Origin of the sequence: Pseudomonas sp. NCIMB 10586, from assembly GCF_023127895.1 — a bacterium.
GTDB lineage: Bacteria > Pseudomonadota > Gammaproteobacteria > Pseudomonadales > Pseudomonadaceae > Aquipseudomonas > Aquipseudomonas synxantha_A.
In genome coordinates, this window is sequence record NZ_SPKQ01000002.1 from 136318 (window position 1) to 151597 (window position 15280).

Annotated in this window: 12 protein-coding genes; 11 read left to right on the plus strand and 1 reads right to left on the minus strand. The window is 58.6% G+C overall.

Annotated elements, in window-relative coordinates:
• Positions 1-38 precede the first annotated feature (38 nt).
• The 3 genes from E4P01_RS00925 to choV all read left to right on the plus strand — a co-directional run bounded on the left by E4P01_RS00925 (position 39) and on the right by choV (position 3076).
• The gene (locus tag E4P01_RS00925; protein ID WP_032879044.1) at positions 39-986 is read left to right on the plus strand and encodes a choline ABC transporter substrate-binding protein; all 948 of its coding nucleotides are present in this window, start codon (positions 39-41) and stop codon (positions 984-986) included.
• A gap of 69 nt (positions 987-1055) precedes the next feature.
• Positions 1056-1901, plus strand: a complete 846-nt coding sequence (choW, locus tag E4P01_RS00930; RefSeq protein ID WP_003194913.1) for a choline ABC transporter permease subunit — start codon at positions 1056-1058, stop codon at positions 1899-1901.
• Complete coding sequence (choV, locus tag E4P01_RS00935; protein WP_078822526.1) at positions 1898-3076, plus strand: choline ABC transporter ATP-binding protein; 1179 nt, start codon at positions 1898-1900, stop codon at positions 3074-3076. The genes choW and choV overlap by 4 nt, the downstream gene beginning before the upstream one ends.
• A 150-nt stretch (positions 3077-3226) precedes the next feature.
• Here choV and E4P01_RS00940 read toward each other — a convergent pair whose 3' ends face one another.
• Entirely contained in the window at positions 3227-5161 is a 1935-nt protein-coding gene (locus tag E4P01_RS00940; protein WP_228309931.1) for a BCCT family transporter, read from the minus strand.
• A gap of 390 nt (positions 5162-5551) precedes the next feature.
• Between E4P01_RS00940 and betI the strand changes: the two genes are divergently transcribed.
• The 8 genes from betI (at position 5552) to E4P01_RS00980 (ending at position 15138) form a co-directional block, all read left to right on the plus strand.
• Positions 5552-6145 carry a transcriptional regulator BetI gene (gene betI / locus E4P01_RS00945; protein ID WP_032879040.1) on the plus strand — a complete coding sequence of 198 codons (594 nt, stop codon included), beginning with the start codon at positions 5552-5554 and terminating at the stop codon, positions 6143-6145.
• 110 nt (positions 6146-6255) lie between these two features.
• Entirely contained in the window at positions 6256-7728 is a 1473-nt protein-coding gene (gene betB, locus E4P01_RS00950; protein ID WP_078822527.1) for a betaine-aldehyde dehydrogenase, read from the plus strand.
• 143 nt (positions 7729-7871) lie between these two features.
• Positions 7872-9575, plus strand: a complete 1704-nt coding sequence (betA, locus tag E4P01_RS00955; RefSeq protein WP_005792174.1) for a choline dehydrogenase — start codon at positions 7872-7874, stop codon at positions 9573-9575.
• Positions 9576-9800: 225 nt separating this feature from the next.
• A complete protein-coding gene (locus E4P01_RS00960; protein WP_078822529.1) occupies positions 9801-11243 on the plus strand; it encodes a TldD/PmbA family protein in 1443 nt (480 codons plus the stop codon).
• Entirely contained in the window at positions 11243-12559 is a 1317-nt protein-coding gene (locus tag E4P01_RS00965; RefSeq protein ID WP_216090408.1) for a TldD/PmbA family protein, read from the plus strand. The genes E4P01_RS00960 and E4P01_RS00965 overlap by 1 nt, the downstream gene beginning before the upstream one ends.
• Positions 12560-12806: 247 nt before the next feature.
• A complete protein-coding gene (locus tag E4P01_RS00970; RefSeq protein WP_216090409.1) occupies positions 12807-13904 on the plus strand; it encodes a hypothetical protein in 1098 nt (365 codons plus the stop codon).
• Positions 13873-14325: a hypothetical protein gene (locus E4P01_RS00975; protein ID WP_216090410.1), complete on the plus strand. Its 453-nt coding sequence runs from the start codon at positions 13873-13875 to the stop codon at positions 14323-14325. The genes E4P01_RS00970 and E4P01_RS00975 overlap by 32 nt, the downstream gene beginning before the upstream one ends.
• Positions 14326-14400: 75 nt before the next feature.
• The gene (locus E4P01_RS00980; RefSeq protein WP_216090411.1) at positions 14401-15138 is read left to right on the plus strand and encodes a hypothetical protein; all 738 of its coding nucleotides are present in this window, start codon (positions 14401-14403) and stop codon (positions 15136-15138) included.
• Positions 15139-15280: the final 142 nt, after the last annotated feature.

Here is a 15280-nt window from a genome sequence, read left to right on the forward strand (position 1 = left end):
GGCGAATGCCGCCAGAAAAGACACAGGAGTCTACCCCAATGAAAGGTTCACCCTCGTTGTTGTTGGCCGCCATGCTGAGTCTGCCCGTCATGGCACACGCCGCAGAACCGGAACAGTGCAAGACCGTCAACTTCTCCGATGTCGGCTGGACCGACATCACCGTCACCACCGCGACCACCAGCGAAATCCTCAAGGGCCTGGGCTACAAGCCGCGCACCACGATGATTTCGGTACCGGTGACCTACAAGTCCCTGGCCGACGGCAAGAACATGGACATCTTCCTCGGCAACTGGATGCCGACCATGGAAAACGACATCAAGCAGTACCGTGATGCCGGCACCGTGGAAACCGTGCGCGCCAACCTGGAAAACGCCAAGTACACCCTGGCGGTCCCACAGGCGCTGTACGACAAGGGCCTGAAAGACTTCGCCGATATCGCCAAATTCAAGGATGAGCTGGGCGGCAAGATCTACGGCATCGAGCCGGGCAACGACGGCAACCGCACTATCCAGACACTGATCGACAAAGACGCCTTCGGCCTCAAGACCGCCGGCTTCAAGGTGGTCGAGTCCAGCGAAGCCGGGATGCTCTCCCAGGTTGAACGCGCCTCCAAGCGCAACCAGGCCATTGTGTTCCTCGGCTGGGAACCGCACCCGATGAACACCCGCTTCAAGATGAAGTACCTGACCGGCGGCGACGATTCGTTCGGCCCCAACTATGGCCAGGCCACCATCTACACCAACACCCGCAAGGGCTACACCCAGGAATGCAGCAACGTCGGCCAGTTGCTGAAAAACCTGGTGTTCACGCTGGACATGGAAAGCACCCTGATGGGTAACGTCCTGGACGACAAGATGAAGGCCGACGCCGCCGCCAAGGCCTGGCTGCAGAAGAACCCGCAAGTGCTCGACACCTGGCTCGCCGGTGTCACCACCGTCGATGGCAAACCAGGGCTCGATGCCGTCAAAGCTTACCTCGCCAAATAGCACCCGCTGACCCCGGGCCGGTGCGCTGGCCCGGGATGTTTTCCCCTTCGCATGTGGACATTCACTACCATGCTGACTGAACAGAAAATCCCTCTAGGCCAGTACATCGCTGCCTTCGTCGACTGGTTGACCCAACACGGTGCCAACTATTTCGACGCAATCGCATCGACACTGGAAACGATGATCCACGGCGTGACGTTTGCGCTGACCTGGTTCAATCCGCTGGCATTGATCGGTCTGATTGCGCTGCTGGCTCACTTTATTCAACGCAAATGGGGCCTGACGGTGTTTGTCATTGCCTCCTTCCTGCTGATCCTCAACCTGGGGTACTGGCAGGAAACCATGGAAACCCTCGCGCAGGTGCTGTTCGCCACCCTGGTCTGCGTGGTCATCGGCGTGCCGCTGGGTATTGTTGCCGCGCACAAGCCGATGTTCTACACCATGATGCGGCCGGTGCTCGATCTGATGCAGACCGTACCGACCTTCGTCTACCTCATCCCTACCCTGACCCTCTTCGGGCTGGGTGTGGTGCCCGGGCTGATTTCCACGGTGGTGTTCGCGATTGCCGCGCCGATCCGCCTGACCTACCTGGGTATCCGCGATGTGCCGCAAGAGCTGATGGACGCCGGTAAAGCCTTTGGCTGCTCGCGCCGCCAGTTACTCTCGCGCATCGAGTTGCCCCACGCCATGCCGAGCATCGCCGCCGGCATTACCCAATGCATCATGCTGTCGTTGTCGATGGTGGTGATCGCCGCCCTGGTGGGTGCCGACGGCCTCGGCAAGCCGGTGGTCAACGCACTGAACACCGCTGACATCGCCCTGGGCTTTGAAGCGGGCCTGGCGATCGTCTTGCTGGCCATCATGCTCGACCGTATCTGCAAACAACCCGACGCTAAAGTAGGGGGTGATGCATGAGCATTATCCGATTCGACAATGTCGACGTGATCTTTTCCAAAGACCCACGCGAAGCGCTCAAGCTGCTGGACCAGGGCATGAGCCGTAACGAAATTCTGAAGAAGACCGGGCAGATTGTCGGCGTTGAAAAGGCCAGCCTGGATATCGAGAAAGGCGAGATCTGTGTGCTGATGGGCTTGTCGGGTTCCGGCAAGTCAAGCCTGCTGCGCTGCATCAACGGCCTCAACACCGTCAGCCGTGGCCAACTGTTTGTAGAGCATGAAGGTCGCCAGATCGACATCGCCTCCTGCACCCCCGCCGAGTTGAAAATGATGCGCACCAAACGCATCGCCATGGTGTTCCAGAAGTTCGCCCTGATGCCCTGGCTGACGGTGCGCGAGAACATCAGCTTCGGCCTGGAAATGCAGGGCCGTCCGGAGAAGGAACGGCGCACGCTGGTGGATGAAAAGCTTGAACTGGTGGGCCTGAGCCAATGGCGCAACAAGAAGCCCGACGAGCTGTCCGGCGGTATGCAGCAACGCGTCGGCCTGGCCCGCGCCCTGGCGATGGACGCCGATATCCTGCTGATGGACGAACCCTTCTCGGCCCTCGACCCGCTGATTCGCCAAGGTTTGCAGGATGAGCTGCTGGAGCTGCAACGCAAGTTGAGCAAGACCATCGTGTTCGTCAGCCACGACCTGGATGAAGCGCTGAAACTGGGCAGCCGTATCGCGATCATGAAAGACGGCAAGATCATCCAGTACAGCGTGCCGGAAGAGATCGTGCTGAACCCGGCGGACGACTATGTGCGCACCTTCGTCGCCCACACCAACCCACTGAACGTGCTGTGCGGACGCAGCCTGATGCGCACGCTGGACAACTGCAAGCGCGTGAACGGTTCGGTGTGCCTTGATCCGGGTGGTGACTCGTGGCTGGACCTGGCCGAAGGCAACACCATCCAGGGCGCACGCCAGAATGGCGTGGCGATGAACCTGCAGAATTGGGCGCCGGGGCAAGCGGTGGAAGGTCTGGGCCGGGTGCCGACGCTGGTGGACTCCAACATCGGTATGCGCGATGCGTTACAGATTCGCTACCAGACGGGGAACAAGCTGGTGTTGCATGACAACAACCAGGTGGTGGGGATCTTGGGTGACAGTGAGCTCTACCATGCCCTCTTAGGCAAGAACCTGGGCTAGCAAACACTGCAAAACCAACTGTAGCAACTGGGTCAATGTGGGAGGGGGCTTGCTCCCGATGCAGTGTGTCAGTAAGTACATCTGTTACTGATACACCGCCATCGGGAGCAAGCCCCCTCCCACATTCAAAGCACCACCAGGTTTCAACTATCAGCTATAGACACGGCCAAGGAGCTGCCGATGGCTTTCAAACTGATCGAGCACATCCCGGGTGATCTGTTCCTGGGTGAAGCCCATCAGGTCGTATTCCTGAGGCCCGTTGTGCAGGTACACCTCGGCACGGTAATAACGGGTGCGCTCTTCTTCAGGCAAGTCAGCCGGCGCCGACGAGTAAGCATCCAGGCTCACTTCGTAGACAAACGGGTTGCCCTCTTCCATCTCGATACGCACACCAATGCAGCGCTTGGATTTGCCCAGCAGTGTCTGCACTTCCAAACCTTGCTCACGCAGCGCAACCGCCGCTTCTTCCAGCGCCGGCGTTACGTGCTTGTCCATAAAGCGTTGCACGGTGGCCTGGCTCGGTTGCAGGTCCAGCGCCGTCAAGCGCTCGCTGAACCCACGACGCCCGCGTTCAGCCAGTTGCGCCTGCTCCTGTTCGATGGCCACGTCCTGGCGCATCGCCTTGTGCAAACCGAACATAAAGAAGATCAGCACCACCGAGAACGGCAGCCCTGCCAGCACTACCATGGTTTGCATGGCTTCGAAGTTGCCGGCAAACAACAGGCCGATCGTCACCAGCGTAATGACCGCCGACCAGAAGATCCGCAACCAGTGCGGCGCATCTTCGTCCACATTGCCGCCTTTGCAGGACAGGTTGGCCATCATCACCGCGCCGGAATCCGCCGGGGTCAGGAACAACACAAAGCCCACGAAGATCGATACGCCGATGACAATTTTCGATGCCGGGTAATGCTCAAGCAGTTGGTAGATGGCCATGGACGGCTGCTCCAGAGCCGTCTTGCCCAACTCCACCGCCCCGTGGTTCAACACCAGGTCCAGGGCCGAGTTACCGAAGATCGACAGCCACGCCAGGGTAAAGCCCAGCGGGATAAGCAATACGCCCGCCACCAGTTCACGCACGGTACGGCCACGGGAAATACGCGCGATGAACATGCCCACAAATGGCGCCCAGGAAATCCACCAGGCCCAGTAGAACAGGGTCCACAGGCCCATCCAGCGCTCGGTCTTGTCGGCGTCGCCTTCGTACACATACAGGTCGAAGGTTTTCAGAATGATGCCGTTGAGGTAATCGCCGGTGTTCTGCACCAGGCCGTTGAGCAGGTGCAGGGTCGGGCCGAACAGCAGCACAAAAATCAGCAAGCCGCTGAACAGCACGATGTTGAGGTTGGACAGGCGGCGAATGCCGTTCTCCACGCCCGATACAGCAGCGATGGTCGCTACGGTGCTCATCACGATGATCACGATCAGCAAGTTAGTGTTGCTGTGCTCCATGCCGAACAGGTTTTCCAGCCCCGACGACACCTGCATCGAGCCGATACCCAGGTTGGTCACCAGCCCCAGCAAGGTGACGAACATGCCGAAACCGTCTACCGCATGGCCGGCCGCGCCCTTCACCCAACGCTCGCCCACCAATGGGTACAGCGCCGAACGCAAGGCCAGCGGCTGGTTATGGCGGTAGGCAAAGTACGCCACGGCCAAACCGACCAGGGCATAGATCGCCCAGCCGTGCAGCCCCCAGTGCAGAAAGGTCAGTTGCAGCGCCTGGCGTGCCGCGCCATTGCTGGCCGCTGCGCCTTCGGGCGGGTTGAAGTAGTGGTCCAGCGGCTCGGACGCACCGAAATACAACAGCGAAATGCCGATGCCCGACGAGAACAACATGCCGGCCCAGGCGCCGTAGCTGAAGTCCGGGGTATCGTCCTTACTACCCAGTTTCAATTTCCCGTAGGACGAAAACGCCAGACCGACCACAAACACCAGGTAGGCGGCGATAACCACCATGTAGTACCAGCCGAAGCTTTTCGACAGCCACGCCTGGGCTACGCCGAGCAGGCGCCCGGCCTCCTGCGGGGCGATGATCAGAATGGCGGTCAATATCAGAATCAGCGCGGTGGAGGTGTAGAACACCCAACCGTTGACCCGGACCTTTTCCGGCGGGGTCTTTATAAGAGAGGCAGAACTCATGGCGCAGATGCTCCAGGCAGTGCGAGAGAGAAACACAAGGCAACGGTTATCCCGGGACATCGATTTTTCGGCAGTCGACGGACGGGTGTTATAAAGACACCCCGAAAATTCTTGAGCCCGCCGAAGCGGTGATCAGGCTCTGAAGTGGCCTGTTTCAAGGGTTTTTGCAGGTGTCAGAGGTTGCAGCTCGCAGGTAGGAAATATCTGTAGGCAGCGACCATTTGTCGCAGATCTTATTCTTTGTTGATTGAACGTTCAATCAAAACAAAATAGACTGGCCCTCAAGCCGACGGACGTGGATCGTCCATCGGCAGGCCTAAGGAGAGGTGCTACATGCCCAAGGTCGGTATGCAACCCATACGCCGCCAGCAGTTGATCGAAGCCACTTTGACGGCCATCGATCAGGTCGGAATGGGAGATGCCAGCATTGCGCTGATTGCGCGGCTGGCCGGCGTCTCGAACGGCATCATCAGTCACTACTTTCAGGACAAGAACGGCCTGATCGCAGCGACCATGCGCTACCTGATGAATGCGTTGATCGAGAACGTCCACGAACGCAGGCGTGCCTTGAAGGAAGACAGCCCACGGGCACACCTTCAGGTGATCATCGAAGGCAACTTCGACGCCAGCCAGGTCAATGGCCCGGCAATGAAAACCTGGCTGGCCTTCTGGGCCACCAGCATGCACCACCCGTCATTGCACAGGTTGCAGCGGATCAACGATCACCGTCTGTATTCCAACCTGTGTTGCCAGTTCCGCCGTGCGATGCCGTTACCCGAGGCACGCAGCGCAGCCCGCGGCCTGGCGGCTTTGATCGACGGTTTGTGGTTGCGCGGCGCCCTGTCGGGAGACGCTTTCGACACGGAGCAAGCGCAACGGATCGCTTACGAATACATGGATTTCCAATTGGCCAAGCAGGTGAGTTAGAGCACTTATAAACGCTCAACCCCTGAACGTCCGCCGCTCAGTGTTGCCACAACTCCATGGCCCACTGTACGGCGGGTAACGCCAACCACTTATGCACTTGCGAGGACTTTATGGCCCGTTTCGACCTGCAAAAACTCTACATTGACGGCGGCTACAGCGACGCTGGCAGCGATGCCACCTTCGAAGCCATCAACCCGGCTAACGGTGAAGTTCTCGCCCAAGTGCAACGCGCCACGAAAGAAGACGTCGAGCGTGCCGTGGTCAGCGCTGAAAAGGGCCAGAAAATCTGGGCTGCCATGACCGCCATGGAGCGTTCGCGCATCCTGCGTCGTGCTGTCGACATCCTGCGCGAGCGCAACGATGAACTGGCCGCCCTGGAAACACTGGACACCGGTAAAGCCTTCTCCGAAACCAAGTACGTCGACATCGTCACCGGCGCCGACGTGCTGGAATACTACGCAGGCCTGGTGCCAGCCATCGAAGGCGAGCAGATCCCGCTGCGCGACACCTCCTTCGTCTACACTCGCCGCGAGCCGCTGGGTGTAGTCGCCGGTATCGGCGCGTGGAACTACCCGATCCAGATCGCCCTGTGGAAATCCGCCCCGGCCCTGGCCGCAGGCAACGCGATGATCTTCAAGCCAAGCGAAGTCACCTCGCTGACCACCCTGAAACTGGCCGAGATCTACACCGAAGCCGGCGTTCCGGCTGGCGTGTTCAACGTACTGACCGGCAGCGGCCGTGAAGTCGGCACCTGGTTGACCGAGCACCCGCGCATCGAGAAAGTCTCGTTCACCGGCGGCACCGACACCGGCAAGAAAGTCATGGCCAGCGCCTCGAGCTCGTCGCTCAAGGAAGTGACCATGGAACTGGGCGGCAAGTCGCCACTGATCGTGTTCGAAGACGCCGACCTGGATCGCGCCGCCGATATCGCGATGATGGCCAACTTCTACAGCTCCGGCCAGGTCTGCACCAACGGCACTCGTGTGTTCGTGCCCAAGCATCTGCAAGCTGCGTTTGAAGCCAAGATTGTCGAGCGCGTTGCGCGCATCCGTGTCGGCGACCCGCAGGACGACAACACCAACTTCGGCCCGCTGGTCAGCTTCGCCCACATGGAAAGCGTGCTGGGCTACATCGCCAAAGGTAAGGAAGAAGGCGCCCGCCTGCTGTGCGGCGGCGATCGCCTGACCGACGGCGACTTCGCCAAAGGCGCCTTCGTGGCTCCGACCGTGTTCACCGACTGCACCGATGAGATGACCATCGTGCGTGAAGAAATCTTCGGCCCAGTGATGAGCATCCTCACCTACGAGACCGAAGAAGAAGTGATCCGTCGCGCCAACGACACCGACTTCGGTCTGGCTGCCGGCCTGGTGACCAAGGACCTGAACCGCGCCCACCGCGTGATTCATCAACTGGAAGCGGGTATCTGCTGGATCAACGCCTGGGGCGAGTCCGACGCCAAGATGCCGGTCGGTGGCTACAAGCAATCCGGTGTGGGCCGTGAGAACGGGATCAGCTCGCTGAACAACTTCACCCGCATCAAATCGGTACAGGTTGAGCTGGGCGATTACGCCTCGGTGTTCTAACACCCGAGCCTTGTATTGCCTGTAAGGCCGCCATCGGGGGCAAGCCCCCTCCCACCTTTGACTGTGTGAACCCGATCAAATGTGGGAGGGGGCTTGCTCCCGATGAGGCCCGACCTGACTAGACTTCAAAGAGGGTGCATCCAATGTCCCAAGAATACGATTACATCATTGTGGGTGCCGGCTCCGCCGGTAACACCCTGGCGACCCGTCTGACCGAAGACGAAGGCGTCACCGTTTTGCTGCTGGAGGCCGGTGGCCCGGACTACCGCCTCGACTTCCGTACCCAGATGCCCGCCGCCCTGGCTTTCCCGCTGCAAGGCCGCCGCTACAACTGGGCCTACGAAACCGATCCAGAGCCACACATGGACGGTCGCCGGATGGAGTGCGGTCGCGGCAAGGGCCTGGGTGGTTCTTCGCTGATCAACGGCATGTGCTATATCCGTGGCAATGCCATGGACTATGACAACTGGTCGAAGCTGCCCGGTCTGGAAGACTGGACGTACCTCGATTGCCTGCCGTATTTCCGCAAGGCAGAAACCCGCGATATTGGCCCGAACGACTACCACGGCGGTGAAGGCCCGGTCAGCGTGACTACGCCGAAAGCGGGCAACAACCCGTTGTTCCACGCCATGGTCGAAGCCGGCGTACAAGCCGGTTACCCGCGTACCGAAGACTTGAACGGTTACCAGCAAGAAGGCTTCGGCCCGATGGACCGTACCGTCACGCCGAATGGCCGTCGCGCCAGCACCGCACGCGGTTACCTGGACACGGCTAAAAAGCGTTCGACCCTGACCATCGTCACCCATGCCCTTACCGACAAAGTGTTGTTCGAAGGCAAGCGTGCCGTTGGCGTGCGCTACCTGATCGGCGCCGCCGAAGAGCGCGTTGAAGCCCGTGCGCGTAAAGAAGTATTGGTGTGCAGCGGTGCAATCGCTTCGCCGCAGTTGTTGCAACGCTCCGGTGTCGGCCCGGCCAAGCTGCTGGAAAGCCTCGACATCCCGGTGGTCCACGACCTGCCGGGCGTCGGCGAAAACCTGCAGGATCACCTTGAGCTGTATCTGCAATATGCGTGCACCCAGCCGGTGTCGCTGTACCCGTCGCTGCTCTGGTACAACCAGCCAGCCATCGGTGCCGAGTGGCTGTTCAACGGCACTGGCATTGGCGCCAGCAACCAGTTCGAAGCCGGCGGTTTTATCCGTTCGCGTCCGGAATTCGAATGGCCGAACATCCAGTACCACTTCCTGCCGGTCGCGATTAACTACAACGGCAGCAACGGTGTGAAAGAGCACGGTTTCCAGGCACACATGGGCTCCATGCGTTCGCCAAGCCGTGGCCGCGTGCAACTGAAGTCGAAGAACCCACGGGACTACCCGAGCATCCTCTTCAACTACATGGCCACCGAGCAGGACTGGCAGGAGTTTCGCGATGGCATCCGCCTGACCCGTGAAATCATGCAGCAGCCGGCACTGGATCAATACCGTGGCCGCGAAATCAGCCCGGGTATTGAAGTGCAAACCGATGAGCAGCTCGACAAGTTCATCCGCGAGCACGCCGAAACCGCGTTCCACCCGTCCTGCTCGTGCAAGATGGGCACCGACGAGATGGCCGTAGTGGATGGCGAAGGCCGCGTGCATGGCATGCAGGGTCTGCGTGTAGTCGATGCGTCGATCATGCCGATCATCACCACCGGTAACCTGAACGCGCCGACGATCATGATCGCCGAAAAAATCGCCGACAAGATCCGTGGCCGCAAGCCACTGCCGCGCAGCACCGCCGACTACTACGTGGCAGGCGATGCGCCGGTGCGTGGCAAGCCGATGCGTGAAGTAGGCCCTACTGCGCAGTAACTGATACACCGCGGCGCCTGATATCGCAGGCAAGCCAGCTCCCACATTTGACTGTATTTTCACATCTGAATTTGTGAACACAGTCAGTGTGGGAGGGGGCTTGCCCCCGATGAGGCCCTGACAGCCACCACAAAACCTCCCCCTCTACACTTTCCTTGATCAGCTCCCAGCCCCGGCCTACTCTGTTGGCCTGCCGCGCGCCGAGCCGCCCACAAGGAAGGCCCCATGTTCGAACACCACGCCACCCTCAAACAGCACTTCAGTGCCCTGCGCACCCGTGCCGAATTCTTCTCCCTGCGCTACGTACGCGAATCCGGTCAGTACCTGTCGGTACGCAAGAACGTCGCCGAACCACCACACCTGAGCCACGATGAAGGCGCCATGCTTACCGTGCGTCTCAATGGCGTGGAAGCCTATGCCGCGACCAACGACATTTCCCTTACCGGCCTGCAAGCGGCCCTTGAGCGCGCCGAACAGCAAGCCCGGCTGATCCAGCCCCACGCCCTGCTCGACCTGCACCAGCAGCCGGTTTCCAATGAAGTCGCCGACTACCTGTCTCCGGACCTTGATCAGCCCTTCCCGTCCCTGAGCGACTGCTACCAATTGCTCGGCGATGAATCTGCCGCCGTGCCCAAGGATGAACGCCTGGTGACTTGGGAAGTCAGCCTGGGCACCACCCATGTTGAGCAGATCTACCTCAACAGCGCCGGCGCGCAACTACGTCAGGCCCAGCGCTTCGTCTTTCCTGGCCTGAGTGTCACCGCCTTCGACGGCAACGACAGCCAGACCCGCACCCTGGGCGGTACCAACTTCGGCCAGCAAGGCAGTGCCGGTGTGATCCAGCGCTTTGGCCTGGTGGGCGCCGCCCGCAAGGTGGCCGACGAAGCCCTGCAATTGCTGCTCGCACCCAATACGCCCCACGGCCAACGTGACCTGCTGCTGATGCCCGACCAGATGATCCTGCAGATCCACGAGTCCATCGGCCATCCGCTGGAACTCGACCGCATCCTGGGTGACGAGCGTAACTACGCCGGCACCAGTTTTGTGAAGACCAGCGACTTCGGCCATCTGCAATACGGCTCACCGCTGCTTAACGTGACCTTCGACCCGGACATCCCCGAACAGCTCGCCAGCTACAGCCATGACGACGACGGCACCCGCGCCAGCAAGCAATTCCTGATCCGCGATGGCCTGCTGCTCAAGCCCCTGGGCGGTGCGTTGTCGCAATTTCGCGCCGACTTGCCAGGCGTTGCCAACAGCCGCGCCTGCGGTTGGAACCGCCCGCCCATCGACCGCATGGCTAACTTGAATATCGAGGCCGGCGATAAAAGCATGGAGCAACTGGTGGGTGGCATTGAAAACGGCATCTTGATGTCGACCAACCGTTCGTGGTCCATCGACGATGCGCGCAACAAGTTCCAGTTCGGTTGCGAGTGGGGCCAGTTGATTGAAAACGGCGAACTCAAGGGCGTGGTGAAGAACCCCAACTATCGGGCAATTTCCGCGCAATTCTGGCGCAACCTCAGCGCGGTCGGCGACGCCAGCACCTTCAAGGTATTGGGCACGCCCAACTGCGGCAAGGGCGAGCCCAACCAGGTGATCCGCGTTGGCCATGCGTCTCCGGCCTGTGTATTCAGTAACATTGACGTATTTGGGGGCGATGCCTGATGAACCACTTCAAGGCACTGGTGGACTGGCTCAAGCAGGCCGTCACCGACAAGGAGCAGTTCCACCTGGGTTACGCGGATGAATCGTCCGAGTTCGTGCGTTTTAACCACGCACAGGTGCGCCAGGCCGGCCAAGTGCAACAGGCCAGCCTGAACCTCAAGCTGATCAACGATGGCCGCCACGCCGACCTGGGCATCACCCTGTCCGGCGAGGCGGCACTGGATCGCCAGCGTCTGGCCGATGCCCTGCAACAGCTGCGTGAAACCTTGCCGCTGCTGCCACGTGATCCGTACCTGCTGCTCAACCACAACGCCTGGCAAAGCAGCAACGAACAGCGACGGCCGCTGCCGACGCTGGCCCAGGTGCTGGACGATATCAGCCAGGCTGCCGACGGCGTCGACCTGGTCGGCTTCTACGCCGCCGGCCCCATCAGCCGTGGTTTCGCCAGTTCCTCGGGCGCGTTCGGCTGGCATTGCGCCAACAGCTTCAACTTCGATTTCAGCCTGTTCCACGCCAATGGCGAAGCAGTCAAGGCCAGCTACGCCGGGCACACCTGGGACAGCGCCGAATTTGCCGCACGCTTTCAACAGGCCCGCGAGCAACTGGCGTTTCTGGGGCGGCCGCTGCACAAGCTGGCGCCCGGCCAATACCGTGCCTACCTTGCACCGCCAGCGCTGGAAGAAATCATCAGCATCATTACCTGGGGTGGTTTTTCGGCCCAGGCCATCGCCAGCAAAGGCAGTTCGTTGCAGCGCCTGTATGCCGGTGAACAATCACTGAGCCCGCTGGTGACAATCAATGAACAGATCAGCGGTTCCCTGAGCCAGGCGTTTTCCACCGAAGGCTACCCGCGCGGGGATGTGCCCCTGATCCGGGCAGGCAAGGCCGAGGGCCAGTTGATCAACTCTCGCAGCGCCGCCGAATACGGTTTGAGCACCAACGGCGCCAGCAGCGACGAGTCGCCCAGCGCCTTGCAAATGGCGGCAGGCAGCCTGGCCCAGGCCGATATCCTCAAGCAGTTGGGCACCGGGTTATATATCAGCAACCTCTGGTACCTGAACTATTCCGACCTGCCAGCGGCGCGCCTGACCGGCATGACGCGCTTCGCCACGTTCTGGGTGGAAAACGGCGAAATCAAGGCGCCGGTCAGCACCATGCGTTTTGATGACAGTGTCTATCAGTTGCTCGGCTCGCAACTTGAGGCCCTGACCGCTGATCGGGAGTTGCTGCTCTCGGCCAGCACTTACAGCCAGCGCAATACCGCCTCCAACCTGCTGCCGGGTGCCTTGGTCAAGTGCCTGACCTTGACGCTGTGAAACTTTCACAGCCCGCGTAAAAACTAATGGCAGCCACTCCGGCTGCCATTAGTTATATAAGTGTCCGGCTATTTCCCTTCCTGCGTACAAACCGACCCAAGGCCGGATTTATCCTGCATCCAAAACCAATCGAGGTCACTCTCTGTAACCTATCCTCTCACCTATAGCGGGAACGCATTGCAGCAACAGGACACTTACAACAGTGATTCATTTGCGGGCAACCCACTATCAACTGCGGAGCATACTTATGAGCCTGAGCATTTCGACGCCCACCGGCAGTCATCGGTCGAGCGTAAATAGCTATTCACAAACAAAGGGCAAATCCGCAAATAACACGTCGAGCGCTGAAAACAAACTATTGTCTTCACACCTCCTCCGCGCCGTGCCTACCGAAACACCCGCAACACATGTCATGTCAGGAAAAGATAGAGGCGCCCCACCCAGTAACTTGTGGACTGGCTTGTATGCCACCTATGAAAAATACCCCTACTTTGGCCGTTATGACCACGATGACTGGGTGGCGGTAATTAAGGCCGCCATGTCGGGCCTCGGCCAGAGCCCCTTGAGTATTTTTGATGAAGTCAAGGACACCGGAAACGGCTACAACATCACCATGAAAGACGGCTTCAAACTGCATATATCCAACGATGAACTAGCACTGGCTACCCACCATGCCAAGTTTGCGGGCGACGATGAGGGCATGCTAAAAGATGCACGCTTTATTTTTGCGATCATGAATAAACGCAAGCACCTTGAAGCACAATACAACTACAGAAAAATCGATTATCGCACCCATATTCACCAACACAGCTTTGGTGCTGTTCTGAGTTCTTCTGATTACGGGATCAGCGGGTACGAGGGTTTAAAGCTTTTAGGGCTTGACTACCAACTACAGCATGTGTGGTCTCAGGACGTAGGGAACCAGGTAGCCGTACCGGCAATGAAGGTATTTTCGAGTAAGCGCGGCATGATTAATGACGGCTTTATGGAAAACTACGGGCACAAGAAAAAGGTACCACAATGGATAGAAAGCTTTATTGTCCTTAAGGCCCCCCACACCTCCATGCCGACGCCTATTGCGGTCCCTCAGATATCAACACCTTCCACCTTCACGCTCGAACCCCTTCCCCCTGAAGGTGATATTCAGGCCGACCATGAACTTCCGGAGCTTTCTGCCAAACGAAATGGACAGAAACCAGATAACCTGGTCACCAGGTTTTATACGCAAAGACCTTTTGTCTTTCAAGGTGAGACTTCAACCCACGCCGATGTCATAAAATTGCTGATGTCCAAGTTCGGGCAGAGCCCAACCGATGTTTTTTTCAAATGTAAAATTCGCCCATAACGCCTATCAGGTCACCTTTAGGGACGGATTTGAATTGACCCTCTCGCGGGACGAACTTGAGCAAGCCCAACAACACTCCTTATTTATCGGGCACGATGATGGCATGATAAAGGACGCCAACTTCATCTTCGCAGCCTACATCAAACGTCAACAACTCCAGCCCCCCGTGCGCTCCTTTGGGCAGAGTTTCGAAGCAGCATTGATTGGCAAAATTGATGGCCGTACGGTAAAAAATGTTCTGGAAGGGATGGGCGTGAGCTCATCTATTAAATACATGGAAAGAGCAGGCGATGCCGATGGCCTGACCGTGTTGATCGGCAGTAACGCTGGTGGGCTGTTCTACAACGGCAGGCTCATAAAGGAAGGTAAAAACCTTCCTGGGGATGAGAAGGTACACACCCACGGATATCAACTCGCATAATAATAAATCCTCACCGTCAGTTCTCAGACAACCTGTTCACCGACAGTCTCCTTTATGTACCCCGAGTCAATTACTATGAATATCGGTTTCTCTCCACTGAATGGCCTCAACTATCCAACCCCTTACGATAATAGTCGCATCAACAATCGCCACTTGGAAAAAGGCGAATTCAATGCTGCCTACACCCGCAAAGATGATGCCCCCGCCCGTACAATTGTTCGCTCGACCACCGACTCGGGCATCAGACCAAAAAACATATGGCGAGATTTCTTTCAAGTCACCGAAGGTAACTGTGTCACGGTGTCAGCCATCAAGGCGGCGATGGCCAAGTTCGGCAGCCATCCAGAGGGTATTTATAAAAAGATAACCCGGACACCTGAAGGTTATGACGTAGTGATGCGCGACGATGTCCGCATCACCCTGACCCATCAAGAACTGCTTCAAGCCATGGAGCACACAGGATTCGCTGGTAGCGGCAAGGTCTTGCGACATGCCGTTTTTCTATATGCGGCCAGCGCAAAGCGGGCGCAGAACGAAAACAATGACCACCGGGCCAGCCAGAACTTTAAGACCGCAATGGACACCTTGAACGACGGAGAACACCCTGGTGAAGCGTTAACACGCCTTGGGCTCAAGCACTCTATGCGCAGCGGCACTCTTGAGGAATTAAAAAATGGAGCGATAGGTACCCTTGCCAACTCCAGCCATTCTGTCGCCGTCATTGATGGCCATATCGACTTGTGGAGTATCAAAGTTCCTCTTGGCGACTCACCATTCGACAGTAAAGAAACTACCGTATTGGTGTTGGCTTAAACCAATCTTTGCCTGACTTGCCTGTAAGTGGACTCATCTGTCAGGCAAATCCCTTCCCACTGGTAAACTTTCTGCGGTGCTCTCATTTGGCGAATCCGCCTATTGTCCCCTCCCTGATTCCTCGTTATAAGGCTTGATGGCA